A 24,969-nucleotide genomic window follows, 5' to 3' on the forward strand; every position below is an offset into this window, starting at 1 on the left:
GGCTACTCCTCGGGCGGGAACACCGGCTCCCTGCTCCCCAGCAGTGTGATCATGATCGCCTCCACCGGGCACCCCTCCGCCGCCTCCAGGATCTTCTCGTTGGCGTCGGGCTCCGGGTCGGCCGGGTGGGACTGCCTGCCGGTGTCGAGGCGGAACGCGTCCGGGGCGAGGTGCACGCACTGGGCGGAGCCGATGCAGACGGAACGGTCGACCTCGACCTGCCAGCGGTCACCCATCCCTACGCCTCCCAGCCGGCCGGCAGGTGGATCATCTTGTGCTCCAGGAACTCACCGAAGCCCTCGGGGCCGAACTCCCGACCCAGGCCTGAGTTCTTGTAGCCACCGAACGGGCCGAGCATGTCGAGGCTGAAGGTGTTGACGGAGTAGGTGCCGGTGCGGACCTGGCGTGCGATGTCGATGCCGTGCGCGACGTCCGCCGTCCAGACGCTGCCGCTCAGCCCGTAGTCGGAGTCGTTGGCGATCTTCAGCGCCTCGGCCTCGTCGCCGTAGGGGAGGAGGCAGATCACCGGGCCGAAGATCTCCTCGCGGGCGATCCGCATGGAGTTGTCGACGTCGCCGAAGAGGGTCGGCTCGACGTACCAGCCGCGGTCCAGACCGGGCGGACGACCGCCGCCCGTAAGGACCTTGGCGCCTTCCTCCTGGCCGATGCGGATGTAGTCGAGGCTGCGCTGCTGCTGCCGCCTGGCGACCAGCGGGCCGACCTGGGTCGCCGGGTCCAGTGGGTCGCCGACGACCAGCGCGCTCGCCGCCGTCGCGAAGGCGTCCGCGAACTCGTCGTAGCGCGAGCGCGGCACGAGGATGCGGGTCTGGGCGACGCACGCCTGGCCGTTGTTCATCCAGGCCGCCGAGACGATGCCGGGGACGGCTGTGGCGAGGTCCGCGTCCGGCAGGACCACCGCCGCCGACTTGCCGCCCAACTCCAGTGTCACGCGGGTGAGATTGCGCGAGGCGACCTCCATCACCCGCCTGCCCGCCGCGACGGACCCGGTGAAGGACACCTTGTCGATCCCCGGGTGACCGACCAGGTACTCGCTCACCTCACGGTCCGCCGGGAGGATCGAAAGGACGCCCTCCGGCAGCCCGGCGTCCTTCGCGATCTCCCCCAACAGGTAGGCGTCCAGGGGCGATTCGGGCGACGGCTTCAGTACGACGGTGCAGCCGGCCAGCAGCGCGGGCGCGAGCTTGGCGGCGGTCACGAACTGCGGCACGTTCCACGGCACCACGGCCGCCACGACCCCCACCGGCTCACGCCGGACGAGGATCTTCCCGAGGACTCCGTCGCGGGTCTCCTCGTACGTGAAGCCGCGGGCGACCGTGATCGCCGCGTCCCACACCATCATCGCGCCGAGGGCCTGCGCGAGGATGCTCCAGGAGTACGGGGAGCCGTTCTCGGAGGAGATGACACGGGCGATCTCCTCGTGCCGTACGGCGATCCCGCCCTTGATCCGGTTCACCACCTCGATCCGCTCGTCGAGGCTCATCCGTGGCCAGGGCCCCTCGTCGAACGCCTGCCGCGCGACGGCGACGGCCCGGTCGACGTCCGCCGTGGAGGCGTGCGGCACCCTCCCGATGACCTCCTCCGTGTGCGGCGAGATCACCTCGATGACGTCCTTGCCCAGGGGGTCCGTCAACTCCCCGCCTATGAACAGCTGTCCGTGTTCCGTGAGTTCGGTCATGGCCGACTGCCTCCCCGGGGACGTTCTCTGACGATGCATCAGATGACTAGAACTGATACCAGTTCCGGTGAGTGGAGTCCACGGGTCGGACTCTCGGCTCTTCGGGCCGCCTTCGGCTCGCTCTTCGACTCTTCGGGTCTTCGGCTCTTCGGGCCCATAGGGCGGACAGTCGTCTCGGGCTCCCATTGGAACTGGTTCTAGTTATAGTGGCCGGTACCCGGGACGCGGCGATTGGTGGAAGCCCATGACGCAGGTGACCGATCACAGCGGCGGCGTACGGTCGATCCGGGTTCCCATCCCGGACAACCCCCTCGGCCACACGCTCGTGTACGTCGTCGACACCGACCGCGGCGCCGTCCTGATCGACACCGGCTGGGACGACCCCACCTCCTGGGACACCCTCGCCGAGGGGCTCACCGCCTGCGGCACCTCCGTCGCCGAGGTACACGGTGTGGTCATCACCCACCATCACCCCGACCACCACGGCCTGTCGGGCAAGGTGCGGGACGCGTCCGGGGCGTGGCTCGCGATGCACGCGGCGGACGCCTTCTTCGTACGGCGCACCCGAGAGAACCGGCCCGAGCGGTGGTACGCGTACATGGCGGCGAAACTGACGGCCGCGGGCGCGCCCGAGGAACACCTGGCGCCCCTGCGCAGGGCTCGCCCCGGCGCCCTGCCCGGCTTCTCCCCCGCACTCCCCGACCGCGAGATCGTCCCCGGCGAACTCCTCGATCTGCCCGGCCGCCGCCTCCGCGCGATCTGGACCCCCGGCCACACCCCCGGCCATGTCTGCCTCCACCTGGAGGAGGCCCATCCCGCCCAACTCCCGGGCAACGGACGCCTGTTCTCCGGCGATCACCTGCTCCCGGAGATCACCCCGCACATCGGCCTGTACGAGGATCCGGACGACGCCACCGTCACCGACCCGCTCGGCGACTACCTCGACTCCCTGGAGCGCGTCGGGCGCCTGGCCCCCGCGGAGGTGCTCCCGGCCCACCAGCACGCGTTCGCCGACGCCCCTGCCCGCGTAAGGGAGTTGCTCGACCACCACGAGGACCGCCTCACCGGCCTCCACACCCTCCTCTCGGCTCCGCTCACCCCCTGGCAGCTCGCCGAGCGCATGGAATGGAACCGGCCCTGGGACCAGATCCCGTACGGATCAAGGACCATCGCCGTCTCGGAGGCGGAGGCCCATGTGCGGCGGCTGGTGAAACTGGGGCGGGCGGAGGCCGTGACGGGGACCGATCCGGTGACGTACGTGGCTGTCTAGGGCAACCGTGTCTCTGCGGTGGGCACCGTCAGTGGCTGTGGGCCGCGTAGTCGAGCCCCTCCTCGTACCGCATGGCGCGCCCCTCCTCGTACGCCTTCTTGTATGCCGTTTCGCCGATCTCCTCGCGAACACGGAGCTCGTGCGAGCGGCGGGTGGCGATGAGGTCGGGTGAGTCCATCTGGGCGCGGCCGGTGAGCTCCCAGACACGGGCGGCTATACCGAGGAGGCGGGCGGCGCGGGGCCCGTCGCCGGCCGCGACGACGGCGGCGGCGAGGACGTCCAGGGCGAGGGCGGCTCCGACGGTGTTGTGCATCAGGACGTGCCCGGCCAGTGCGGTACGGGCGTTACGGACCGCCGCGCGCACGTTGCCGGACGCCAGGTCCGCGTGCGCGACGATTCCGTCGGCGAAGGCACCCGCCCAGGACTCGCCGCACTCCGCACTGACCTCGCGCGCCTCGTCGGCCACCGTGCGGGCGCGTTCGTAGTCGCCGCCCAGCAGGTGCGTGAAGGAGAGCGCGACGCGGACCTGGAGTTGGGCGGCCCCGAACGCGTCCGCCCCGATGGGCAGCCGGGGAGCCGAGGACAGGACGTCGACCGCTTCCGACAGACGTCCGCTCAAAGCGATTTGACCGCCCGTCAGATACACGGCGGCGACCATCGCCACCGGGTCGCCCTGCTCCTGAGCCGCGTCCGCGCAGCGCACCGCCCAGTGGGCCGCGACCTTCAGGTCACCCTGGAACAGGGCGACCGAGCCGCGCACCCACAGGGCGCGGGTGCGGTCGGGTCCGGGGGCCGGGTCGGAGGCGAGCGCCAGGTCCAGGCAGTGCTGGGCGTCGCGCAGATAGCCGCAGTGCCGCCAGAGGAAGCCGACGTCGGCGGCCATTTCGAGGGCGACGCGGCTATCGGGTTCGGTGAGGGCGCAGTCCACGGCGGCGCGCAGGTTGGCGTGTTCGATGAGGACGCGTTCGCACCAGGCGACCTGGCGTCCGGTGTTCCACTCGGCGCAGCCCTCGCGGGCCAGGCGCCGGTAGTGGTCACGATGGCGCAGGCGTACGGCGTGCTCCTCACCGAGGGCACGCAGCCAGTCGGCGCCGAACTCCCGCACCGTGTCGAGGAACTGGAAGCGGGCCGGGTCGGTGCGGTGGCGTCGCACGATGGACTGCTCGACGAGGCGGGTCAGCAGCCCCGCGATGCGCCGGGCGGGCAGCGGGCCGCCCGCGCAGACCTCCTCGGCGGCGCCCACGCAGAAGCCGTCGGTGAACACCGAGAGGCGGGCCCACAGCAGCCGTTCCAGCGGTTCGCACAGCTCGTGGCTCCAGCCGATGGTGGTACGGAGGGTGTGGTGGCGGGGTGGGCCTTCGGGGGGCGGGCCTTCGGGAGGCGGCCCGTCGCGGGGCGGGTCTTCGCGGGGCGGGCCTTCGCGGTCTTGTGCGTCGCGGTCCTGTGCGCCGCGGTCTTGTGCCTCGCGAGGCGACCCTTCGCGGTCCCGTGCGTCACGGCCCCGTGTCTCGCGGTCCCGTGCGTCACGGTCGCATGCGTCACGGTCGCATGCGTCACGGTCCCATGCGTCACGGTCCCATGCCTCGCGGTCCCATGCCTCGCGGTCCCATGCCTCGCGGTCCCATGCCTCGCGGTCCCATGCGTCACGGTCCCATGCCTCGCGAGGCGAGCCTTCGCGGTCCCGTGCCTCACGGCCCCGTGTCTCGCGGTCCGGTGCGTCACGGCCCCATACGTCACCGCCCCGCACGTCGCGAGGCAGGCCGTCGCGTTCCCGCACGTCACCGCCCCGCACGTCGCCGTCTCGCGAGCCTTCGTCTCCCGGCTTGCCGCCCCCCGGGAGACGGCTCCCCTGGTCGCCGTTCCGCTGGTCACCGTTCCGCCGGTCGCCGTTCCGCCGGTCGCCGCTCCCCGGGCCCTCGCCTCGCGGGACGAGCACGTCGAGGCGGGATGCCAGGTGTTCGCCGAGGCGGCCGTGCAGTTCGGTCAGGGAGAGTTCCGAGAGGCGGACGGCCGCAAGTTCGATGGCGAGCGGGATGCCGTCGAGGTGGCGGCAGACGGCTTCCACGGCGGGCCGGTTGGTGTCGTCGAGTGTGAATCCGGTGGCGGCCGCGCGTTCGGCGAACAGAGCCACCGCGTCGTCGGCGACCGGCAGCGGATCCACTGGGAGCACGCGTTCACCCGGCAGGCCGAGCTGCTCCCGGCTGGTGACGAGGATGCGCAGCCCCGGCAGGACGGGCAGCAGCGTCTCGGCGAGCGCCACGCAGTCCGCGAGGACGTGTTCGCAGGAGTCGAGGATCAGCAGCAGCCGCTTGCCCCTGGCCCATTCGGCCACCACCTCGGTGACCGGGCCCGTCGACTGGTCCGCGAGCCGCAGCGCCTCCACGACGGCCAGGCCCACCAGGCCGGCGGTGTGCAGCGCGGAGAGCTCCACCAGCCAGACGCCGTCGGGGTACGCGTCCCGGACCCGGGCAGCGGCCCGCGATGCGAGCCGGGTCTTGCCGACCCCGCCGACTCCGACGAGGCTCACCAGTCGGCCGACACCGCTCCCCGGATTCAACTCCTCGTTCAGCCAGGCGAGTTCCTCGACCCGCCCGACGAAGCTCCGTGTCTCCGGAAGCAGATTGCCGGGACGATGGGGACGGCCGGAACCACCGGAACCACCGGGACGACCGGGACGACCGGGATGCGGATCGCCGGGACGACCGGGTTGGGCGGCGTCCCGGCCACCGCTCTCGCTCATCTCGGGCTCATCCCTCGCCGGGCGCGCGCTCACGCCGTCCCGTCTCTTCGGATCGCCTCGTCGGACACACCGATGTTCGTCTCGTCGGACACATCGACCAGTCTGACCCGATCACACCCACCCGTTACCGATGTCCGACAACTCGGACAGAAAGACGACGGAGCTCCGTCAATTCCGGGCAGCTTTCGACGAGATGCGATCAACTCCCTGTTGGTGAGGGCGAGAAGGCCGATATTCGGTGATTGTCGGGTGAGTGATGAACGGACGAGAGGGAGCTGGGGAACGGATGGCCGCCACGGGCGGAGGCGGTGGGGGCATCGGGAGGCGGCCCGCGGGCACCGAGAGGCTGACGCGACGGACGCCGGCCCAGCACACCGAGAGACCTGCGCGACTGCTGGCGCCCCCGCCGGGCGTCGGAAGACGCACGTGGCGCCCGCTGCCGGGGCCGCTGCCGCCCGGCGCCGAGTGGCGGGCCCGCCGGCTGCTGCTCGCCCCGCTGGTCGCCTGCCTGCTGATCGCCCTGCCGGATCTGCTCGTCTCCCAGGTGCCGCCGCTCATCACGCTGTTGCTGATCGGACCGCTGCTGGCCTGCGTCAGGTTCGGGGTGCGGCACACCGTGGTGGTCTGCTGCTGGTCGGCGGCGCTGGGCCTGGCCATGGGCATCGGTGACGGCACGGTGCCGGGTTTCGAGTTCGGCGTGCGGTGGATCGGGCTGCTGTTCGGCTGCGCCCTCACCGTGTACGCGGCCCGGCAGTGCGAGCGCCTGACCATGACACTCACCCAGGCCCGCGAGGTGGCCCGGATCACCCAGGAGGCGATTCTGCGGCCCATTTCCCGCACGCTGGACGGCACTCAGGTGTGCACCCGCTACCACAGCGCCGCCCGCGAGTCGACCGTAGGGGGCGATCTGTACGACGTCGCGGTGACGCCGTACGGACTGCGTGTCCTCATCGGTGACGTACGCGGCCACGGCCTCGACGCCGTCCGGCTGACCGCCGACACCATCGCGGCCTTCCGCGAACTCGCCTATACCGCACCCACCTTGACCGTCCTGGTCGGCGCCCTCGACACGCGGCTCGCCCCGGAGCTGGGGCCGGAGGACTTCGTCACCGCCGTGTTCGCCGAGTTCGCGCCCGGTGAGGTGCGGCTCGTCAACTGCGGCCATCCGCCGCCCCTGCGCTCCGGCCACCGAGTCGAGTTCCTCGAACCCGTCGTCCCCACACCGCCGTTGGGGCTGCACCCGGAACCACGCCAGTACCGCGTACGCCTCCAGCCCGGCGACCGTCTCCTCCTCTACACCGACGGCCTGACCGAGTCTCGCGACGCGGAGGGCATCCCTTTCCCGCTCCTCGGCGAGGCCGCCCTGGCCCTGCGCGAACCCCTCCCCGACGAGGCCCTCAACACCCTCTGCGCCCGCCTGGCCGTCCACACCGGCACCGCCACCCCCACCGACGATCTGGCCCTCGTCCTGTTGCAGCCCACAGCAACGACGATCCCGGCGCGCACATGGTGAGGTTCAAGGACGAGCAGACCCCGAGAAGGGCGGCAGCAGCCTGCGGACCAGCTCCTCCGCCTCGCCCAGGATCTGCACCTCGGTCTCGGTCATCGTCGGATTGACCGCCCGTCGCTGCCTGGCCTCCCTGAGGCCGGTGTCGGTCACGCCGGATGGGCCGTCGCCGAGCATCGCGGCAAGCGTCTCGCGGGCCACCTGAGCGTGCGCCTCGCCGCTGACGGCGACCTGCGCGAGGATCACGGCGGACATGCCCCAGTCGAGTCCGGGCGGGCCCTCCTCGGCGTTGGCCCAGTCGATGACCTTGGGGCCTTCCGGGGTGAGCATCACGTTGTCGGGGTGCAGGTCCAGGTGCAGGACGCGGACGGCGGGGTCGGCGGAGAGCCGGGCGGGCACGGCGTGCAGGGCGCGGAGTAGTCGGGCGAGCGTGACGCCGGCCTCCTGGGGGTCGAGCTCCCCGGCAACGAACGCCTCCAGCATGGTCGGCCCGGACAGCCGCTCCATCACCAGGTCCGTGCGGGTCGCCAGCCGCACACCCGGCGCCGGAAAGTCATGACCTCGTACGTGTGCCATCACCGCGGCTTCCGCGGTGGCATCGCCCCATCCCCCGCGGGTCCGGCGCAGCACCCACGCCTCGTCTATCTCGTAGACGTCCGCCGAACGCCCCGAGCCGAGCAGTCTCCCCGTTGACCTCATGGGCCGAACCTACCGGGGGCTCACCGGCGCAAGGCCCTGGGCCGGGCCGCTTTCGAGACCCCGGTCACCTTCGAACCGGGGCGTTCCGTGGTGCCCGTCACACCGTCCGGCAGCACGCGGTGCACAAGCGCACGCCGTCCGTCACACGGGGGGTGAGCCGTCCCACAGGACCTTGGTCACATACGAAGCGCGGTAGTAGGTGAAAGTGATGACATGTACGCGTCCGCAACCCCTCTGACCTGGGGTTTGAGAGCCACATCACACAAGGTACTTTCTACTCGCATGCGACCACCACTAGTAAAAGGGGTCATTGCGGACGGGCCTCCAGCCTGTTTCTCTGGAGCAGTCGCCAGGCGCCGACGAGCCCACCCGGGCCTCGGCGCCGACGCATTCCCACCACGCACCGCGTGGCTCCGGCATGCGTACGACGACTCCTTGTCCCCGAAGAAAAAGGTTCTCCGTGTCCGTCTCCGTCATCCGTCGCATCGCTTCCCCGAAGAAGGCCCTCACCGCCGTCGCCCTGGCCGCCGCCACGACCGGCATGGTGCTGACCGCCGCTCCGGCGCAGGCTGCGACGACCTCGGCCTCCTCCGCCAAGACGATCGCGCACAAGATGATCCCGAACGCCTCGCAGTACAGCGCGTTCAGCAAGATCGTCGAGCACGAGAGCGGCTGGAACGTCGACGCCACCAACTCCTCCTCCGGCGCCTACGGCCTGGTCCAGGCCCTGCCCGGCTCGAAGATGGCCTCCGCCGGCTCCGACTGGAAGACCAACCCCGAGACCCAGATCGAGTGGGGCCTCAACTACATGAACGACCGCTACGGCAGCCCGGTCGGCGCCTGGAACTTCTGGCAGGCCAACGGCTGGTACTAAGCCACCCATACGCAGAAGGCGGCGGCCCCCGATCCCCTGGGGCCGCCGCTTTCGCACACCCACGCACGGCCGGTCACGCCCAGGTGCTGCCACTACACGCCCAACCACCACACCCATGGTCCACTGGACCGGTGAGCACCGAGCCACCGCCCCGCGACCCCGAAGCGCGCGGCCTGCCCCTCATCGTCGTGCTGCTCGTACTGACGGTGGTCAGTGGGCTGATCGACGCGGTGAGCTACTTGGGGCTCCATCACGTGTTCACAGCGAACATGACCGGCAACGTGGTCGTGCTCGGCTTCGCCGCTGCCGGGGCGCCGGGGTTCTCGGTGCCCCACACGGCGACATCGCTTGGCTGCTTCCTGGCGGGTGCGCTGGCCGGAGGGCGCGTCGCGACCTGGCTCGGAGGCGGTTCGCGGCGGACCTGGGCCCGGGTGACCCTCGCCGCGGAGGCGGTACTGGTGGGTGCGGCGTCGGCGGTGGCCTTCGCGGCCCCGGACGCGAACGGTACGACGTACGCGGTCATCGCCCTCTGCGCCCTCGCGATGGGCCTGCGCAACGCGACCGTACGCAAGCTCGGCGTACCCGACCTGACAACCACCGTCATGACGATGACCCTGACCGGCCTGGTCTCGGACTCCCACCTGACCGGCGGCACGGGCACCCGAGCCCCGCGCCGAGCCGCTTCGGTGCTCGCGCTGCTCGCGGGAGCGCTGCTCGGCGCGTGGCTGGTGCTTCACCACGGTCTGGGGATTCCGCTCCTGATCGCCGCTCTGGCGGTGGGGCTGCTTGCGGTGACCGCGTCGGGCCGGGAGCGGTAACCCATCACCAAGAGGTCCGGTCAGTGGGCGATCTGCGCCTCCAGCAGGTTCGGGTCCTTCGCCGTGAAGTACGCCCCGCTGGCGATGTACGCGGTGTTCCCCCGTACCGCGACCGAGGTCGGGTTGGACAGCCCGTCGGCGCTGGTGAGCACCGTCGTGTGGGTGCCGTCGGGCTTCACCAGGTAGACCTCGCTCGCGACGTTGGCCGCCGCCAGTACGGTGTCGCCCTTGCCGGTGAACGCGAAGTCATCCATGCCGGACAGCCCGGTGGCCTCGGTCGTGAAGGCGCCGGCGCTGCCGTTGGCGCGGATGGGGACACGGGTCAGGGTGCCCTGGGAGGTGTTGCCGACCCAGACCGCGCCGTTGTGCACCTTGATGCCGTTGGACCCGTATCCGGCCGTGCCCGCGTCGAACTGCTCACCCGAGGCCCACAGCCCGACTTCGCCGGTCTTCAGCGAGATCCGCCAGACTCCGCCCTTCTGAGAATCGGTGGCGTACAGGGTGCCCGTCTTCTGGTCGAGCGCGAGTCCGTTGAGGGCACCTATGTCGGGCAGGGAGGCGATCCGCTCAGGCGTTCCGCCCGGCCGCAGCCGGTAAATGCCGGAGTTCGCACCGGCGTTGTAGTTGACGTACAGCGTGCCGTCGGAGGTGCGGACGATGCCCGAGGCCGACGCCGTCCCTGTGGTGGGCGCGGGCAGCGTCGCCAGGACCGTGACCTTGCCGTCCTTGTCGATGTGGGCGATCTGCCGGGCCCGGGAGAAGGTGACGTCGGCCGAACCGTTCGGCTCCACGGTGATGTTCTCGGGCTGCTGCTTGGTGGCGACGTCGAAGTGCGCGATCACCGTCGGGTGGGTCAGTGGTGCGGTGACCGCGAACGCGGGGGCTACCGCCAGCGTCGTCGCCATTCCGGCCGCCAGGACGGTGGTCAACAGGGACACGGCTCGGTAGGACCTCATAAGAACCTCCACATAAAAGCAGTACGGCCGCCGCCGGGAACGCTCCCGCCGGGGCGGCGCCCATGCTCACACGGGAAGCTGTCACCGGCCTGAGAGGATCGGGAGGCGCCGTGACATCATGAGCAAGCGGAACCATGTTCCGGTAACGCTCGACAGCGAACGAGCGACAGAGACAGACACAAGGAGCGGCGGCACCGTGAACGACAGCGAAGAGGGAGCCGGGCACACAGCGGCCCCGTCCAGGCGCAAGGACGCCCGGCGCAACAACGAGACCCTGCTCGCCGCGGCCGCCGCGGTCTTCGTCACCTCAGGCGTGGAAGCGCCGGTACGCGACATCGCGACCAAGGCCGGCGTCGGCCTCGGCACGATCTACCGTCACTTCCCGACCCGGGCGGACCTCATCATCGCCGTCTACCGGCACCAGGTCGAAGCCTGCGCCGAGGCCGGTCCCGCCCTGCTGGCGACCAGCGCGACGCCGCACGCCGCACTGGGTCAGTGGATCAACCTCTTCGTCGATTTCCTGGTCACCAAACACGGACTCGCCGCCGCACTCCAGTCCGACAGCACCGGCTTCGAAACGCTGCACGCCTACTTCCTCGACCGCCTCCTACCCGTCTGCACCCAACTCCTCGACGCAGCAGCCGCTTCCGGCGAGATCCGCCCCGACATCCAGGCCTACGAACTCATGCGAGGCGTCGGCAACCTCTGCATCGGCGCACACGACGACCCCCAGTACGACGCCCGCCGCCTGGTCGAGCTCCTGATCGCGGGACTACGGCGGCCGAACTGACGAACGGCCGTCCAGGACCTTCCCTCCGGGAACAGGTCGTGCGTGCGCTCTTCAATGCCTCTCGCCAGAACTTCACCGCGTTCCTGCCCCTCTGCTAACAGAATTCGGGTGCGCAGCCTGACGTTCCGTGGCGTCTCAGCGGATACCGCACGCTCGCCCGTGGGGTCGCTGGAGGTGACCGGGTTGTTGTTGGCGCAGGTGTAGCCGTTGTCGGCAGGAACTCGCCCCTTGGGTCGGAGACGGCCACGCGCACCGCGCGCTCGGTGAAGGTGAGTTCGATATGGAAGAGGCGATCACGCAGGCATCCGGGAAGGACGGCGTTGCCTCCGAGTTCGGAGACCAACAGGGCGATATCTGCGGCGAGTTCGGGGTGGCCCCAGTCGCTTGAGATCGATGTTCGACAGCCCGCCAAGTGGACCCTGGTGGCATCCAGGTGAGCGCCTCCATCGATCCCGGAGCGGTTCACCTTGCCGTCAACCTCGGCCCTACCAACGCCTACCAGCACGCCTCGCACGTTAGTCAGTGTCGGTGGCCGCCAAAACGGCGATCTCTTGCCCTCCGGACCGCAGTGCCGCAACTGCAAGGTCCCAAGCGATGCCGTGGAACCACCCGGAAGCGGTATCCATATGGAACCAGTCCACTCGCCCCACCATGTCAGCCACGGACAGGATGGAGGCGTCCGCCGGAGTTCCCACCAAGCCTCCAAGGGAGCGCCAAGTGGCAAGCCTTCCGTAAGCACCATACAAACCATGGCCATAGGCCGATCCACGGACTGCGGCGCTGAGCAGAGCTCTGAACACGGAGTCAGGGGATGAAGGGTAGAGGCGCGCCGAAGCCTGACCTTCAGGCCAGGCCACTAGTGGCAGGAGTGCAAAGGCGGCCGGGAAGTCCTCGTTCCTGACTGGCTCCGACGCCCAGAACTCCTGGGCGGCGATTGTGCCGTTGGAGTCGGCGCACCAGTGCTGGACGGCTGACCCCATGGCCTCGGCCGATTCTTCGACGCTCACCTCTGTCACCTCAATGCCGGCGACTCGCTGACGCATCGGTAACGTGGAGTGCAGTTCAGGCGCGTCGAATGTCGTCATAGGGGTGGGAGGAACTGCCCAGGTCCAGTCGTCCGCAGCACCAAGCGGACGGTGCAATCCGCTCTCCACGGGCAGAAGGCTCAGCGGCAACACGGTGAGGGGATGCCCCGCGTCCACGAGAGCCACCGCATAGGACCGGATTGAAGTGAATTCCTCCAGCTCCACTGAAAGAAGTACCAACTCATAGAGAACGCAGGCTGGAAATTCGACTGAATGCACCGACTGACACTCTGGGTTGAATACCGATCGTGCAATATCGCCAGGCCGGTAGTTGCGGGCGACAAGAGAGGCCAGCCGCCGCTCAGCCGCCATTGCACCGGGTCCGCCCAAGTGAGGTGACGCGGGTACGCGAAGCAAGGCATACAGGCTCTCCACGCCAGGGTGTGCGAGTAGCACTCGAAGAACATGCTCGAGGGCTGCCGTACAGAGCCCTCGGGTGTCCTTTCCAGCGGCACCCTGGGACGCAAGCTCCGCCCCCACTTCAGCGACCCAGCCGAACTCGCGAGCACATCGCATCTGACAGCACAACATCCCCCGTAGCCGCACAGCTTTCACGTTGAGGTCACAGTTGTACTCAGATTGTCCGCACACCGTCAAGATCTCTCGGATATTTCACCAACCACACACCGGCTAAGCGATTAAACCGAACGGCCGGTAATTCAAAGGGACTTCACAGGGTCCCGGGCGGTCCGGACGGTAGCCATTCGAATACAAGACTTCGCCCCGGACCGCCCGCCTTCCTCTCGCTCAGAGGACTACAGCCGCTGAATGATCGTCCCCGTAGCCAGCCCCCCACCGGCGCACATGGTCACCAGCGCGAACTCCTTGTCCCTGCGCTCCAGTTCATGCAGGGCCGTGGTGATCAGCCGCGCCCCCGTCGCCCCCACCGGATGCCCGAGGGCGATTCCGCCGCCGTTGACGTTGACCTTCTCCAGGTCCTGCCCGAAGACCTGGGCCCAGCTCAACACCACTGACGCGAAGGCCTCGTTGATCTCGACGATGTCGATGTCCTTCAGGGACATGCCGGCCTTCCCGAGCACCGCGCGCGTCGCGTCGATCGGCCCGTCGAGGTGGAAGTGCGGGTCGGCGCCGACCAGGGCCTGGGCGACGATCCGGGCGCGCGGGCGCAGTTTCAGCGCACGGGCCATCCGCTTGGACGCCCACATGATCGCGCAGGCGCCGTCGGAGATCTGGGAGGAGTTGCCGGCCGTGTGGACGGCGGTGGGCATGACCGGCTTCAGGCGGGCCAGTGCCTCCATGGACGTGTCGCGCAGACCCTCGTCACGGTCGACGAGCCGCCACATGCCCTGCCCGGCGCGCTGCTCCTCCTCCGTGGTCGGCACCTGTACGGCAAAGGTCTCGCGCTTGAAGCGTTCCTCGGACCAGGCGCCCGCGGCGCGCTCCTGCGAGATCAGCCCGAGCGAGTCGACGTTCTCGCGGGTCAGACCGCGATGGCGCGCGATGCGCTCCGCCGCCTCGAACTGGTTCGGCAGGTCGACGTTCCACTCGTCGGGGAACGGCTTGCCCGGCCCGTGCTTGGACCCGGACCCCAGCGGCACCCGCGACATCGCCTCGACGCCGCAGGAGATCCCGACATCGATGACGCCCGCCGCGACCATGTTGGCGACCATGTGCGAGGCCTGCTGCGAGGAGCCGCACTGACAGTCGACCGTCGTCGCGGCGGTCTCGTACGGCAGGCCCATGGTGAGCCAGGCGATGCGGGCGGGGTTCATGGACTGTTCGCCGGCGTGGGTCACCGTGCCGCCGACGATCTGCTCGACGCAGTCGGCCTGGATGCCGGTGCGGCCCAGCAGTTCACGGTAGGTCTCGCCCAACAGGTAGGCGGGGTGCAGATTGGCGAGCGCGCCGCCGCGCTTGCCTATGGGGGTGCGTACGGCTTCGACGATGACGGGTTCCGCGACCATGGGGGCTCGTCCTCTCCTTGGGCCTGTCCACCCGCGCGGCGCGGGCGTCCCGGCCACCCGCCGCGCCGAACTAGTACGCGTTCTAGTTCTGTCTGCAGTCTGCTGAGCAACCCCCCGGTGCCGCAAGGGTCGTGCAGCCGTGGAAGTCGCGTTCCGTACGAATCCCGCACAGGATTCGGGCTGCCGTGCCCCTTGCGGGTTGTAGAACCCGTTACTACCTTCACGGCAGTTTCCCCATCCCTGATGGACCGTCAGAACAGTCGGGGACACCGAGAAGACCAGAAGGCCGTCTGAACGGCGGGAGTTGCCGATGCCCTGTCCAGCGCTGCCCGAAGGGTTCGATTTCACCGACCCCGATCTGCTGCACCACCGGGTGCCCCTTCCGGAGTTCGCCGAGGTGCGCGCGACCGAACCGGTCCACTGGATCGCCCAACGACACGGAATAGCCGGCTTCCAGGACGACGGCTACTGGGCCGTGACGCGGCACGCGGACGTCAGGTACGTCTCCACGCACCCCGAACTCTTCTCCTCGTTCCTCAACGCCGCCGTCATCCGTTTCAACGAGCACATGAAGCGCGAAGCGATAGAGGTCCAGCGGCTGATCATGCTCAACATGGACCCGCCCGAGCACACCCGGGTCCGCCAGATCGTGCAGCGCGGATTCACCCCGCGCGCGATCCGCTCCCTGGAGGCCACCCTGCGCGCCCGGGCCGGTTCGATCGTCGAGAGCGCGCTCGCGGGCGCGGGTCCCGACGGCGCCTTCGACTTCGTCACCCAGGTCGCCGGCGAACTGCCCCTCCAGGCCATCGCGGAACTCATCGGCGTCCCGCAGGACGACCGGTCCAAGATCTTCGACTGGTCCAACAAGATGGTGGCGTACGACGATCCGGAGTACGCGATCACCGAGGAGGTCGGCGCCGAGTCGGCCACCGAACTCATCTCGTACGCCATGAACCTGGCCGCCGACCGCAAGCAGTGCCCCGCCAAGGACATCGTCAGCACGCTGGTGGCGGCGGAGGACGAAGGCAACCTGGCCTCCGACGAATTCGGCTTCTTCGTCCTGCTGTTGGCCGTCGCCGGCAACGAGACGACCCGCAACGCCATCACCCACGGCATGCACGCCTTCCTCACCCACCCCGACCAGTGGGACCTCTACAAGCGCGAGCGCCCGAAGACCACCGCCGAGGAGATCGTGCGCTGGGCGACCCCCGTCGTCTCCTTCCAGCGCACCGCGACCCAGGACACCGAACTGGGCGGGCAGCAGATCAAGAAGGGCCAACGCGTCGGCATCTTCTACTCCTCCGCCAACAACGACCCCGAGGTCTTCGACCGGCCCGAACTCTTCGACATCACCCGCGACCCCAACGCCCACCTGGGCTTCGGCGGCGGAGGCCCGCACTTCTGCCTGGGCAAGTCCCTCGCCACCCTCGAAATCGACCTCATCTTCAACGCCATCGCCGACACCATGCCGAACCTCCGGCTCGCCGGCGACCCCCGCCGCCTCCGCTCCGCCTGGCTCAACGGCGTCAAGGAACTCCAGGTCAGCCACACATAACGCCGTATCCACGCTCGGGCCGACGGCCTCCCGGCACCGTTGGCCCGTCTCACGGGAGGCGGGGGCTCCCCCGCTCTCCCCCTCTGATCACTGCTTCACCAGAAGCTCCTCTTCGAGGAGACTCCGGGTCGAATCGGTCCACGGCGCGGGTTTCCCCGTGCTCGGATCGAACTTGACGATCACGCGGCGACCATGAGCGTGCTCGGTTTCCTTGGAATGAAACCGGAAGGCGAACGTCGCGCTGGTCCTGCCCAGTTTCTCGATCCAGAATGTGAGCTCAACAGGGCCGACCCCCCTAATAGATTGTTCAAAGGTGACAGCCAGCTCACGCACAACGACGTTGAGATCCTCATGCCCATAAGTGAGCCCTACTTCGGTGAAGTAGGTAGTAACGCCGCGTTCGAGGATCGCCGCATACCTGCCGTGATAAAGCATGCCAAAGGCGTCGAGATCATCAAAGAAAATCCCGACGATTTCCGTGTGACTCTTCTGATTACTCATGACGTGATCGTAAGGGATGACGATGATTCCGGCCTTCGCAGGCGGGCCCCGGCACTGAGCCCGAAAGCGGGCGGTCACGGGGGCAGCGACGCCCTCGGCCCCGTCCTCCTGGAGCGCAAACTCATACCAAACTCACAGCGACCCCGATTGCTGTTCACTCCTGAACTCACCTCACAGGAGAACCCATGAGTGAGCCCGAGCCCGAGCGTTCGACGATTTCGTTCCCAGGGCGAATCACGACACTGCTGACGACGGGGTTCGACCGAAACAGCGAAAACCGCGTGGATCATCGAAGGCGTCATCCCGTACCTGTCTGCGGACCAGGAACAAGGACCCGGAACAAGGAACAAGGAACAAGGAACAGGTACGCAACAGCAACAGCGAGATCCACGTCGAAACCACAGGAAGACAGGCGTCCGTACTTCGGAACGTGCGCCCGGGATCGCCGCGAGAGCCTTCGGGCCGGACGCGGCGAGGGCGTCGACGAGCCGGGAGACCGTCGGATCGGAGGCCACCGGTGCCCGGTCGCGGCGCCGGCGGACCTCTGCGAACCTCTGCGGTCAGAACATTCCGTGCGGGTTGAGCACCTGCTCGGGTACCGGCTGGACGACATCCCAGTGCTCGACGATCATGCCGCCGTCGAGCCGGAAAAGGTCGACGGTGGCGAGGTCGCCTTGTGGGGTGGCCACGTGGGTGTGTACGGCGACCAGGTCGTCGTCCGCGAGCACGTGCTTGGCCGCCACGGTCGCGTCCCGCAGGTGCGCGCTGCCGGGCCCGCTCAAGAAGTCCGCGAACGCCTGGCGCCCTGACTGCGTCGCCGGGTCGTGCTCCACGCGCGGGTTGTGGGAGATGAAATCGCCGCCCAGCATTTCGGTGAAGCCTGGGATGTCGCCCGCGCCGAACCGGGAGACGGCCTCCAGGACGAGCAGCCGGTTCTGGTGGGTGGAGAGGGTCGATGTCATGTCGGGCCTTCCGAGTCTGTGGTCGGTATCTACTTGGTACGGATCTACTTGGTACGACGGATCCGGGTTCGTCGACGTCACGCGTGACGTCGGCCCCCGCTGAACCGTCTTAACCGGTGAGGTGTGTACGGGAGGGTGAGATGAGCACGGCGGGCGAACTGTTCGAGAGGCACCGGGCCGCGCTTTCGGCAGCGGCGTACCGGATGCTCGGTAACCGGGCGGACGCCGACGATGTCCTTCAAGAGGCATGGCTTCGCTGGAGCCGGGTGGACCCCGGCTCGGTCATGGACCCCGGCGCGTACCTGTTCCGGCTCGTGACCCGTCAGGCGATCGACGAGCTTCGCAGGGTACGGGCGCGCCGGGAGGTATACACGGACGACGAGTGGCAGGACGAGCCGACGGCCGGCTCGCCCGACGGGCTGCGGCCGGTCGACGCCGTGGCGGATGGCCTGCTGGTCATCATGGAGACCCTGGCTCCCACGGAGCGTGCGGTGTTCCTGCTGCACGACGTGTTCGGCTTCTCGCACGCGGAGATCGCAGCCATCGTCGGGCGTACCGAGCGGGCGGTCCAACAGATGGCGTACCGGGCCCGGGGGCATGTCCGAGCGCGCCGCCCGCGGTTCCGGCCTGCGCCGGACGAGCACCGGGCGGCCACCGAACGCTTCCTGGCCGCCGCGGCCCTTGGCGGCGACCTGGTCGGCTACGGCATGGCCTGCGCCAGGGCCTCCGGGGAGAGTCGGGTGAGTCCCGGTTCGGCCGGTTGATCATCAGGGAGTTCGCACCGGCCAACTCCCAAACGCGCGCCCGCACTTGGGAACGTGAGCCCAGGATCGCGAGCTACAACTGGCGTACTAGAGCAGGGCGACGAAGGCGGCGAAGGCGGCGGGCGTGAGGGCGAGGGCGGGGCCTGTGGGGTTCTTGGAGTCGCGAACGGCGATGGCGGCGCAGGGAGTTGGGGCGATCTCGACGCATTCCCCGCCCTGGTCGCCGCTGTACGTCGACTTGCGCCAGGCCAGCGGTCCGAGCGGGGCGCACTCGACGCAGTTGCCGCCCTGATCTCCGCTGTAGCTGGACTTACGCCACTGGATGCCGGTCGGAATCGCGTTGCTCCCCATAGCGTTCCTCCATTGCGCGCCGGATCACCTCCGCCGAGTCCCTGAGGGACAGTGCGGCGGCCTGAAGATGATCGTAACGGAGCGAACAGTCCTTGACAGTGTCCGGGTTGGCGGTCGGATGCCCCATCCCGTAACCCTCGGTGTAGACGATGTCCGGGTCGCTCGCGAAGCGGAAGAGGGTGTAGGAACCCTGTAGCCCGGTATGGGCACCGGCCGAGTACGGCAACACCTGGATGTTGACCCGGGAGTTCTCCTCGAAGTCCAACAGCCGGGCCAGTTGGCCCCGCATGGTGTCGGGACCGCCCATCTCCTGGTACAGAGCGGCTTCACTGATAACAGCCCACAAGACCGGCGGCTCGCTCTTCTCGAAGATGCGCTGCCGTGCCAGCCGCACGGCCGTCCGGTCATCCAGCCTGCTGCTGTCCAGCGCTCCGAGCACGGCACGCGCGTACGCCTCGGTCTGCAACAGGCCGTGCACCATGTGCGTCTGGAAGGTGCAGATCTCGACCGCCCGCGCCTCAAGCTCCGCAGCCCGCTGAAACCACCCCGGAAGCTGACTCCGCAACACCAGCCCCACCAACCGCGACAACAACCCCCCGGTCCCCAGCGCCGCATCCGCCCGCTCGCTGAACACCACCGTCGGCAGCTTCCGTGCCGTCTCGATCTGTCCCACCAGTGACCCGGTGTAGTTGACGATGTCTCCGAACTGCTTCTGTGTCAGTCCCGCGGCCTCCCGGTGCCGCCGCAGCTCGAAGCCGTAGTAGTCCAGCGGCGACGCGCTCGGATCGAGGACGCTGATGTTGGTCACGCACGGCCCCTCTCGCCCAACTCGGCCCGCGAGTCAGTTGTGTTCGGTCGGTAGCTCAGCGTAGCGAGTGGCCGTCACGCTCGTCCTGTGAACGAACTCATTCCTCCCCCACCCGTCCGGTACGGCATGCGCTTCACGGTCGGCGAACACTCGGCCGGTCACGTCCGGCGGATCGTCCGCGCGTACCTCCGCTACTGGGAGATGCCGGAACTGGCCGACCCGGTGGGCCTGGCGGTCACCGAGCTGCTCGCCAACGTGCTGCGTCATGTGCCGGACCGCCGCTGCGAGTTGCTGGTCCTGCGGCAGCCGTACGGCGTCCGCGTCGAGGTGTCGGACGGCTCGGCCGACCTCCCGACCGTCGCGGCCCACGACAGCGACTCGGAAGGCGGCCGTGGCCTCGTCCTGGTCGAGGCGATGGCCGACGAGTGGGGGGTGGAGCCGACCGGGGACGGCAAGACCGTGTGGTTCGAGTGCCTGGGAGGAACTCTCGCCCCGTCGGAGACGTGACGGTTGTTCAGGGGGGTGCGGCTGGAGATGTCGGCGGAGCCGATGGTCGCCGCGGCTGCGACGGCGGGTACGACAACCTCCTCCGGGCAACGGGCCCGGCCCACCAGTTCCGCCACGTCGGACTCCAGGATCGTCCGGCGACCGCCCCGCGCCGGTGAACCGGCGGAGCAGGACACCGACGCGGCCCGGGAACCGGGCCAGCGACCGGACCGCCCGGTTCCTCAGCCGCGCGCACCCGTGAGCCGTGCCGCCCGCGTCACGCGACCCGCTCGCGCGTCGAGGTGCTCGACGACATGGCCCGCGTCCCGCCCGACCCCCTGCACCATCGACGAGGACAAGGAATGCTGGAAGAGCCCGCCCACGAAGTAGAGGCCGGGCTGTGCGTCCACCACTCCGCGTCGCTGCCGCGGTTCGCCGTCCGCGCCGAAGACCGGCAGGTCGATCCAGCTGTGGTCCGGCGCAAAGCCCGTACACCACACGACGTTGGCGACCCGGGCCGCGCCTCCGCCGGAGCCGTCGGAGCCGTCGGAGCCGTCGGAGCCGTCGGAGCCGTCGGCGAAGAAGGGCTGCCCGTCGCGCACGCCCATCACGCGGCCCACGCGTTCCACCCCCGCGGCGGCGAGATCCCTGGACTTCACCCGGATCAGCGGGCCGCTCTGCGTCAGGATGCGGGGCCGGGCCTTGCGGCCGATCGGTGTGCGTACGGTCAGGACGTGCCGGAAGGCGAAGAAGAGGAGGGGGCTGAGCACCCGGGCCGCCGCGGAGTCGATCCGCCATGGCAGGTTCCCCGGATGCCTGCCGGACAGCAGGACGCGGTGGGTCGCGGACAGTTCCAGGGCGATGTCCGCCCCCGAGTTTCCGGCACCGACCACCAGCACGTCGCCGTCCCGCAGTTGGGCCGGGCCGCGGTAGTCGGCGGCGTGCAGGCGTACGACGTCCGGGGCGAGGTCCGCCGCGAAGTCGGGGGCCTTGGGGAGGCGGTCGAAGCCCGCGGCCACGACGACGTTCTCCGCCTCGTAACGACACTCCCGGTCCGCCGACCCGTCGTCCGCCGACTCGGCCGTCTCGACGACGTATCGCTCCCCGTCGTGCCACAGCCGTCGTACGAAGACACCGGTGCGCACCGGCAGTTCGCACCACGCCGCGTAGTCCCGCAGATAGTCGGCGAACTCGGCGGCAGAGGGGAACGACCAGCTCCGGCCGGGAAACGGCAGGCCGGGCAGGGAGTCGTAGCGGGCCGGGGTGAACAGCCGCAGTGAGTCCCAGCGCTTGCGCCAGGCGTCGCCGATCCGCTCACCCGCGTCCAGGATCACGAACGACCGCCCGCGCCGGGCCAGGTGGTATCCCGTCGCGAGCCCTGCCTGGCCGCCACCCACGACCACGGTCTCGATCCGCTCGGTCCTCATCACAGCGTGCTCCTCTCCTGCCGGACATCCGGCCGGATATCGATACTCGCCGCGCACCGGCCCCGCCCGCATCGACAGGAATGCCCAACCGGCGGGAGCGGGCATGGGCAGTTCTACGCATCACGCCCGGTCGCGGCAGGTCCAGGTCCCGGCCGCGCTGTACCGGGGGCTCTACGGCCTGTCCCGCCGTACGAGCCCGTGTTCGAAGGCGTACGCGGCTACCGCCGTACGCGAGCCGACCTTGAGCTTGCCGAAGATATTGCTCACGTGCCGGGCAACGGTCCGCTCGCTGAGGACCAGCTCGGCCGCGATGGCGTGGTTGGTACCGCCCGCCGCGAGCAGCCGGACCACCTCCAGCTCGCGCGGCGACAGCCCGCAGTCGCCGTCCCGCCCGCCGGGGGCGTAGGAGGCGTGGGCGAGGTCCGGGGCGGCGCCGAGCCTGGCGAAGGTCCGGCGGGCCGCGTCCAGCTCCATCGCGGCGGAGTCCTCGTCGCCCAGAGTCCGGCAGGCACGGGCGATCAGCACCCGCGTCCTGGCCGACTCGTACGGCAGGTCCAGCTCGTGCCAGAGCCGGACGGCCCTGCGGAGCGGGGGCAGCGCCTCTCCCGCGGCTCCCTGGGCAAGCCGCACCGCGCCGGTGGCGTGCCCGGACATCGCCTGAAGTGCCGTGGTGTCCGGGTACGCCTCGGCGATGGCTGCCAGCTCGGCGGCGGCCCGTGCGGCATCGGCCAGGTCGTCGTCGTCGGGAACGGCCGCCGTCTCCGTGCCGGTCAGGATCTCCACGGCCGCGGGCAGCAGTCGTACCCGGGACATCGGCTCCCCCACCCCGGCCGTGCCGCCCGGTCCCGGCGTCGCGGTCGTCCCGGACGTCTCGGCGAGGGCCCTGCGGATCACCGCCACCGCCGTGTCCCGCCTGCCCTGGGCCAGCCGTAGCAGCGCCGTGCCGGGCTGCGGATCCCAGCCGTACCGCAGGGCGTCCTGGTACGCCTGCTCGGCGTCGGCGAACTCACCGCGCAGCCGGTGGACTTCGCCGAGCTGGTAGTGCGCCCCGCCCGCGACGGCCGTACCGTATCCGCCCGTCAGCTGGTCGCAGGCCAACCGTGCCTCGCGGACCGCGTCCGGCCACTCGCCGCCCTGCCTGAGGATCGCCACCCGGTGCACCCGGCACAGGCCGCGGTAGGCGCCGGTGAAGTCGGGCTGCGCCGCGCACCAGTCGGCCAGCGCGTCGGACCACTCACGGGCCCGGCGCACCTCCTGGTACTCCTCGCAGACGCCGATGACGACGCAGTAGACCATCGCGGTCGCCCGTGCCGACGGCTCCCCGCCCGCCACCGCCGTCATCGCCTCGTCGAGCTGGGCGAGCCCGGTCCCGATCTCACCGCTCTTGACCAGCCCGATCCCGAGCGTCATCGCCGCGCACGCCATGAGGTCGGGATCCTCGCCCGCATCGGCCATCGGACCCATCCGTCGCGCCACCGCAAGGCACTCGGCGTACTCCCCCGCCCTGAACAGCAGTTCCGCATCGAGCAGGAGCAGGTAGGCGGACTCCGGACAGTCCTCCGAGGCATCGGCCAGCCGCCGCGCCCGCGTCAACCAGACCCCCGACTGTGCGAACTCGCCGCCCCACGCCAGCGTCTTGCACAGCCAGTACGCACAGCGCAGCGCGGGCCCGACGGCGCCGGACCCGGCGTACTCCTGATAGGCCCGCCGCAGCAGCCGCACCGTGTCGTCGCAGCGCCCGACCATGTCGGCGGCCTCGGCGAGCCGCTCCAGGTCGCCGGCAGGCAGCGGACTCCCCGCGTCGGCCCGCACGAGCAGCTCGTACGCCTCGTCCCAGGCCTCCCGCCGACAGGCCTCCCGCCCCCTCACGAGGTCCGTCTCCACATCGCCACCGTTGTCCATGTCGTCCCAGTCCATGCGGCCTCCACCGACATTGTCCTCGGCCCGACTCCCCGCGGCTTCTCGACGAGCGCTTCCAAGCCTCCGCAACCGTCTTCGCCACGGGTTGGCGCCCTCCTAGGGCGACGCTGATCCGAGCCCGCGACTTCCGAACACCCCGTCCTCGCAAACTGGCCTCGAACTTGCCAAAGTTGCTGCTGGCGTGTGCATCCCTGCCTCCTCCGCGGGCCACGTCCCTCGCCTTGAGAGCGCTATCAAGCCAGCTCGAGGAGCCGGCGCCGAGACGAACCGTGTCGGCGCCGCATGCATCCCCTCGACCGACCTGCATGTTTGCAGCGGGGCCCCTCGGTTGCACAGCGGGAAGGCAGTGGATCACGACCAGCCAATCCCCCAGGAGCATCAATTACCTCGTTGACGTGCACAGGGAAATCGCATTGAATCTTGGTGCGCGACAAAATAACGTCGGCCCGCGATGAACGGAACTGGCCATTCCGGTGGCTCGCGGGCTCGCAAAGTTCACACTCGATGAGAGGGAATAACCCCATGCGTAAGCTTGCTCTGTCACTCGGTCTCGCGGCAGTCTGTGGTACCGCCCTCATCGCTGTCGCCCCCGTCGCCACCGCCTCGGAGACCGGCGCCCAAGCGGCGTGCTTCACTCTCTGGGACACGGCCGGCTACAAGGACGGATCCCGCGTCTTCTCCGGCAACGACAGCGACTTCTCCAACAACAACTGGTCGAGCGGCAAGTCAAGCAACAACTCCGCCAACTCCGGAAAGAACGCCTGTAGCCACAACGTCTACATGTACGCCGAGACGTCCTACGCGGGGCAGTCGTACTACCTGCAGGACAACAGCGTGGACTCCGACTTCGGCAACAACGGGTTCTCGAACACAGCGGAATCGCTCAACGGTTTCTAGTGAGCAGACCCGCCGGGGAGTGTCGCGCGGCACTCCCCGGCGGGGCCCCGCCGTCACGAAAAAGGGTTGTCGCATGCTTCGCCGCCTCCACTTCCCGGTGATCGCACTCCTGCTGCTCACCGTCGGTTGTTCCATGTCCACCGGCCAAGACGACGCCAACGGCCAACTCCTCGACATCCCGGAGCCGACCGCGCTGGCCCGTTCCCTCGTGCTGCCGTTCGACGCGTATCAGCTGTCGGACGGCGAGACGCACGCCACGTACCAGGGCCGCGACGCGCTGATCCGCGACTGCATGAAGAAGGACGGGCGATCCTGGGCCACCATTCGGATGCCGACGGATGTGGCCAGCTGGCGAAACCGTCTTCATTTCGGTGTCATCGAACCCGAAGTCGCTCGCAGATTTGGATATCACACACCGGCAGAACTTCTCTCGTCGCCAGTTGTGAGAAAAGTGACCGCGGAAATGAAAATCCGGGAGGCCGGTCTCGACTCAGATTCCACGAAAGCTCTTCAGAAATGTCAGGCGTCCGCCAAAAAAACTCTGACGCATAATGCCATGTACAGTTTCGTAAAATTCAATGAATTCAAATCGGAAACATATTCTGCCGCGCAACTGGACCCCACCGTCCTAAAGGGCATACAAGCCTGGAGCGCCTGCATGAGAACCAAGGGGATGGATTACCCAACGCCATCATCCGCAAAGAAAGACGCCAAGTGGTACACCGAGGACACGGATAAGGCGTCACGAGCCGAGATCGCCACAGCCACGGCCGACGTCGAATGTAAAAGTCAGGTCTCACTGGTAGTCGTCATGTTTGCAGCTGAGAAGAAACTGGAGGAGCAGGCCATCCAGGCCGACCTCGCCTACTTCAAGGGGCTCAAGGACGCCAATCGGCGCTACGTGGCCAACGCCCGGGCGGTCCTGGCCCAGAGCTAGC

At 69.1% G+C, this 24,969-nt stretch carries 23 protein-coding genes; 10 read left to right on the plus strand and 13 right to left on the minus strand.

Annotation, left to right across the window (positions count from 1 at the left end; genetic code table 11):
• Positions 1 to 2: 2 nt before the first annotated feature.
• Both ACIPC1_RS02360 and ACIPC1_RS02365 read right to left on the minus strand, forming a co-directional pair.
• Entirely contained in the window at positions 3 to 236 is a 234-nt protein-coding gene (locus ACIPC1_RS02360; RefSeq protein ID WP_402512561.1) for a ferredoxin, read from the minus strand.
• Between the two features lie 2 nt (positions 237 to 238).
• The gene (locus ACIPC1_RS02365) at positions 239 to 1,696 is read right to left on the minus strand and encodes an aldehyde dehydrogenase (protein WP_402512562.1); all 1,458 of its coding nucleotides are present in this window, start codon (positions 1,694 to 1,696) and stop codon (positions 239 to 241) included.
• A 244-nt stretch (positions 1,697 to 1,940) separates the two neighbouring features.
• Between ACIPC1_RS02365 and ACIPC1_RS02370 the strand changes: the two genes are divergently transcribed.
• Positions 1,941 to 2,966: an MBL fold metallo-hydrolase gene (locus ACIPC1_RS02370; RefSeq protein ID WP_402512564.1), complete on the plus strand. Its 1,026-nt coding sequence runs from the start codon at positions 1,941 to 1,943 to the stop codon at positions 2,964 to 2,966.
• Positions 2,967 to 2,994: 28 nt separating this feature from the next.
• On the opposite strand, the gene ACIPC1_RS02375 is transcribed toward ACIPC1_RS02370, so the two are convergent.
• Positions 2,995 to 5,706 carry an NB-ARC domain-containing protein gene (locus ACIPC1_RS02375; RefSeq protein ID WP_402512565.1) on the minus strand — a complete coding sequence of 904 codons (2,712 nt, stop codon included), beginning with the start codon at positions 5,704 to 5,706 and terminating at the stop codon, positions 2,995 to 2,997.
• A gap of 286 nt (positions 5,707 to 5,992) precedes the next feature.
• Between ACIPC1_RS02375 and ACIPC1_RS02380 the strand changes: the two genes are divergently transcribed.
• Positions 5,993 to 7,219, plus strand: coding sequence for a PP2C family protein-serine/threonine phosphatase (locus ACIPC1_RS02380; protein ID WP_402512567.1), 1,227 nt, complete (start codon positions 5,993 to 5,995; stop codon positions 7,217 to 7,219).
• 3 nt (positions 7,220 to 7,222) lie between these two features.
• Here the strand turns inward: ACIPC1_RS02380 and ACIPC1_RS02385 are convergent, their stop codons facing one another.
• Positions 7,223 to 7,912 carry a phosphotransferase gene (locus ACIPC1_RS02385; RefSeq protein WP_402512568.1) on the minus strand — a complete coding sequence of 230 codons (690 nt, stop codon included), beginning with the start codon at positions 7,910 to 7,912 and terminating at the stop codon, positions 7,223 to 7,225.
• A gap of 460 nt (positions 7,913 to 8,372) precedes the next feature.
• Here ACIPC1_RS02385 and ACIPC1_RS02390 point away from each other — a divergent pair, with 460 nt between their 5' ends.
• Both ACIPC1_RS02390 and ACIPC1_RS02395 read left to right on the plus strand, forming a co-directional pair.
• On the plus strand, positions 8,373 to 8,786 hold the full coding sequence (locus tag ACIPC1_RS02390) for a transglycosylase SLT domain-containing protein (protein ID WP_402512570.1): 414 nt from the start codon (positions 8,373 to 8,375) through the stop codon (positions 8,784 to 8,786).
• Positions 8,787 to 8,917: 131 nt separating this feature from the next.
• Entirely contained in the window at positions 8,918 to 9,604 is a 687-nt protein-coding gene (locus ACIPC1_RS02395; protein ID WP_402512572.1) for a YoaK family protein, read from the plus strand.
• Between the two features lie 20 nt (positions 9,605 to 9,624).
• Here the strand turns inward: ACIPC1_RS02395 and ACIPC1_RS02400 are convergent, their stop codons facing one another.
• A complete protein-coding gene (locus ACIPC1_RS02400; RefSeq protein ID WP_402512574.1) occupies positions 9,625 to 10,560 on the minus strand; it encodes an SMP-30/gluconolactonase/LRE family protein in 936 nt (311 codons plus the stop codon).
• Positions 10,561 to 10,756: 196 nt separating this feature from the next.
• Between ACIPC1_RS02400 and ACIPC1_RS02405 the strand changes: the two genes are divergently transcribed.
• On the plus strand, positions 10,757 to 11,350 hold the full coding sequence (locus ACIPC1_RS02405; RefSeq protein WP_402512575.1) for a TetR/AcrR family transcriptional regulator: 594 nt from the start codon (positions 10,757 to 10,759) through the stop codon (positions 11,348 to 11,350).
• A 515-nt stretch (positions 11,351 to 11,865) separates the two neighbouring features.
• On the opposite strand, the gene ACIPC1_RS02410 is transcribed toward ACIPC1_RS02405, so the two are convergent.
• Together ACIPC1_RS02410 and ACIPC1_RS02415 are read right to left on the minus strand one after the other, a co-directional pair.
• Positions 11,866 to 12,966, minus strand: a complete 1,101-nt coding sequence (locus tag ACIPC1_RS02410) for a DUF6183 family protein (protein WP_402513365.1) — start codon at positions 12,964 to 12,966, stop codon at positions 11,866 to 11,868.
• 224 nt (positions 12,967 to 13,190) lie between these two features.
• The gene (locus ACIPC1_RS02415; protein WP_402512577.1) at positions 13,191 to 14,360 is read right to left on the minus strand and encodes a steroid 3-ketoacyl-CoA thiolase; all 1,170 of its coding nucleotides are present in this window, start codon (positions 14,358 to 14,360) and stop codon (positions 13,191 to 13,193) included.
• 310 nt (positions 14,361 to 14,670) lie between these two features.
• Here ACIPC1_RS02415 and ACIPC1_RS02420 point away from each other — a divergent pair, with 310 nt between their 5' ends.
• Entirely contained in the window at positions 14,671 to 15,915 is a 1,245-nt protein-coding gene (locus tag ACIPC1_RS02420; protein WP_402512579.1) for a cytochrome P450, read from the plus strand.
• Positions 15,916 to 16,002: 87 nt separating this feature from the next.
• Here the strand turns inward: ACIPC1_RS02420 and ACIPC1_RS02425 are convergent, their stop codons facing one another.
• Together ACIPC1_RS02425 and ACIPC1_RS02430 are read right to left on the minus strand one after the other, a co-directional pair.
• Positions 16,003 to 16,416, minus strand: a complete 414-nt coding sequence (locus ACIPC1_RS02425; protein ID WP_402512580.1) for an acyl-CoA thioesterase — start codon at positions 16,414 to 16,416, stop codon at positions 16,003 to 16,005.
• A 560-nt stretch (positions 16,417 to 16,976) separates the two neighbouring features.
• The gene (locus ACIPC1_RS02430) at positions 16,977 to 17,378 is read right to left on the minus strand and encodes a nuclear transport factor 2 family protein (RefSeq protein ID WP_402512582.1); all 402 of its coding nucleotides are present in this window, start codon (positions 17,376 to 17,378) and stop codon (positions 16,977 to 16,979) included.
• Between the two features lie 140 nt (positions 17,379 to 17,518).
• On the opposite strand from ACIPC1_RS02430, the gene ACIPC1_RS02435 reads away from it, so the two are divergent.
• Entirely contained in the window at positions 17,519 to 18,142 is a 624-nt protein-coding gene (locus tag ACIPC1_RS02435; RefSeq protein ID WP_402512584.1) for a sigma-70 family RNA polymerase sigma factor, read from the plus strand.
• Positions 18,143 to 18,229: 87 nt separating this feature from the next.
• Here ACIPC1_RS02435 and ACIPC1_RS02440 read toward each other — a convergent pair whose 3' ends face one another.
• Together ACIPC1_RS02440 and ACIPC1_RS02445 are read right to left on the minus strand one after the other, a co-directional pair.
• A complete protein-coding gene (locus ACIPC1_RS02440; RefSeq protein WP_402512585.1) occupies positions 18,230 to 18,493 on the minus strand; it encodes a DUF397 domain-containing protein in 264 nt (87 codons plus the stop codon).
• Positions 18,453 to 19,301, minus strand: a complete 849-nt coding sequence (locus ACIPC1_RS02445; RefSeq protein ID WP_402512587.1) for a helix-turn-helix domain-containing protein — start codon at positions 19,299 to 19,301, stop codon at positions 18,453 to 18,455. Before ACIPC1_RS02445 ends, ACIPC1_RS02440 begins: the two co-directional genes overlap by 41 nt.
• A 126-nt stretch (positions 19,302 to 19,427) precedes the next feature.
• On the opposite strand from ACIPC1_RS02445, the gene ACIPC1_RS02450 reads away from it, so the two are divergent.
• The gene (locus tag ACIPC1_RS02450; protein ID WP_402513366.1) at positions 19,428 to 19,808 is read left to right on the plus strand and encodes an ATP-binding protein; all 381 of its coding nucleotides are present in this window, start codon (positions 19,428 to 19,430) and stop codon (positions 19,806 to 19,808) included.
• A 221-nt stretch (positions 19,809 to 20,029) separates the two neighbouring features.
• Here the strand turns inward: ACIPC1_RS02450 and ACIPC1_RS02455 are convergent, their stop codons facing one another.
• Both ACIPC1_RS02455 and ACIPC1_RS02460 read right to left on the minus strand, forming a co-directional pair.
• Positions 20,030 to 21,214: a flavin-containing monooxygenase gene (locus tag ACIPC1_RS02455; RefSeq protein ID WP_402512589.1), complete on the minus strand. Its 1,185-nt coding sequence runs from the start codon at positions 21,212 to 21,214 to the stop codon at positions 20,030 to 20,032.
• A gap of 171 nt (positions 21,215 to 21,385) precedes the next feature.
• Complete coding sequence (locus ACIPC1_RS02460; RefSeq protein WP_402512591.1) at positions 21,386 to 23,131, minus strand: LuxR C-terminal-related transcriptional regulator; 1,746 nt, start codon at positions 23,129 to 23,131, stop codon at positions 21,386 to 21,388.
• 525 nt (positions 23,132 to 23,656) lie between these two features.
• Between ACIPC1_RS02460 and ACIPC1_RS02465 the strand changes: the two genes are divergently transcribed.
• Positions 23,657 to 24,031, plus strand: a complete 375-nt coding sequence (locus ACIPC1_RS02465; RefSeq protein WP_402512593.1) for a hypothetical protein — start codon at positions 23,657 to 23,659, stop codon at positions 24,029 to 24,031.
• Positions 24,032 to 24,104: 73 nt separating this feature from the next.
• A complete protein-coding gene (locus ACIPC1_RS02470; RefSeq protein WP_402512594.1) occupies positions 24,105 to 24,968 on the plus strand; it encodes a hypothetical protein in 864 nt (287 codons plus the stop codon).
• Position 24,969 lies beyond the last annotated feature (1 nt).

Source organism: Streptomyces sp. NPDC087263 (genome assembly GCF_044744645.1).
Taxonomy (GTDB): Bacteria; Actinomycetota; Actinomycetes; order Streptomycetales; family Streptomycetaceae; genus Streptomyces.

Excerpts from the sequence above, each read along its gene's own strand:
- ACIPC1_RS02425 (WP_402512580.1), bottom strand. The coding sequence starts at position 16,416 with ATGAGTAATCAGAAGAGTCACACGGAAATCGTCGGGATTTTCTTTGAT.
- ACIPC1_RS02465 (WP_402512593.1), top strand. The coding sequence starts at position 23,657 with ATGCGTAAGCTTGCTCTGTCACTCGGTCTCGCGGCAGTCTGTGGTACC.
- ACIPC1_RS02385 (WP_402512568.1), bottom strand. The coding sequence starts at position 7,912 with ATGAGGTCAACGGGGAGACTGCTCGGCTCGGGGCGTTCGGCGGACGTC.
- ACIPC1_RS02435 (WP_402512584.1), top strand. The coding sequence starts at position 17,519 with ATGAGCACGGCGGGCGAACTGTTCGAGAGGCACCGGGCCGCGCTTTCG.
- ACIPC1_RS02430 (WP_402512582.1), bottom strand. The coding sequence starts at position 17,378 with ATGACATCGACCCTCTCCACCCACCAGAACCGGCTGCTCGTCCTGGAG.
- ACIPC1_RS02470 (WP_402512594.1), top strand. The coding sequence starts at position 24,105 with ATGCTTCGCCGCCTCCACTTCCCGGTGATCGCACTCCTGCTGCTCACC.
- ACIPC1_RS02375 (WP_402512565.1), bottom strand. The coding sequence starts at position 5,706 with ATGAGCGAGAGCGGTGGCCGGGACGCCGCCCAACCCGGTCGTCCCGGC.
- ACIPC1_RS02415 (WP_402512577.1), bottom strand. The coding sequence starts at position 14,360 with ATGGTCGCGGAACCCGTCATCGTCGAAGCCGTACGCACCCCCATAGGC.
- ACIPC1_RS02440 (WP_402512585.1), bottom strand. The coding sequence starts at position 18,493 with ATGGGGAGCAACGCGATTCCGACCGGCATCCAGTGGCGTAAGTCCAGC.
- ACIPC1_RS02410 (WP_402513365.1), bottom strand. The coding sequence starts at position 12,966 with ATGTTGTGCTGTCAGATGCGATGTGCTCGCGAGTTCGGCTGGGTCGCT.
- ACIPC1_RS02460 (WP_402512591.1), bottom strand. The coding sequence starts at position 23,131 with ATGGACTGGGACGACATGGACAACGGTGGCGATGTGGAGACGGACCTC.
- ACIPC1_RS02365 (WP_402512562.1), bottom strand. The coding sequence starts at position 1,696 with ATGACCGAACTCACGGAACACGGACAGCTGTTCATAGGCGGGGAGTTG.
- ACIPC1_RS02455 (WP_402512589.1), bottom strand. The coding sequence starts at position 21,214 with ATGAGGACCGAGCGGATCGAGACCGTGGTCGTGGGTGGCGGCCAGGCA.
- ACIPC1_RS02380 (WP_402512567.1), top strand. The coding sequence starts at position 5,993 with ATGGCCGCCACGGGCGGAGGCGGTGGGGGCATCGGGAGGCGGCCCGCG.
- ACIPC1_RS02370 (WP_402512564.1), top strand. The coding sequence starts at position 1,941 with ATGACGCAGGTGACCGATCACAGCGGCGGCGTACGGTCGATCCGGGTT.
- ACIPC1_RS02360 (WP_402512561.1), bottom strand. The coding sequence starts at position 236 with ATGGGTGACCGCTGGCAGGTCGAGGTCGACCGTTCCGTCTGCATCGGC.
- ACIPC1_RS02400 (WP_402512574.1), bottom strand. The coding sequence starts at position 10,560 with ATGAGGTCCTACCGAGCCGTGTCCCTGTTGACCACCGTCCTGGCGGCC.
- ACIPC1_RS02420 (WP_402512579.1), top strand. The coding sequence starts at position 14,671 with ATGCCCTGTCCAGCGCTGCCCGAAGGGTTCGATTTCACCGACCCCGAT.
- ACIPC1_RS02450 (WP_402513366.1), top strand. The coding sequence starts at position 19,428 with ATGCGCTTCACGGTCGGCGAACACTCGGCCGGTCACGTCCGGCGGATC.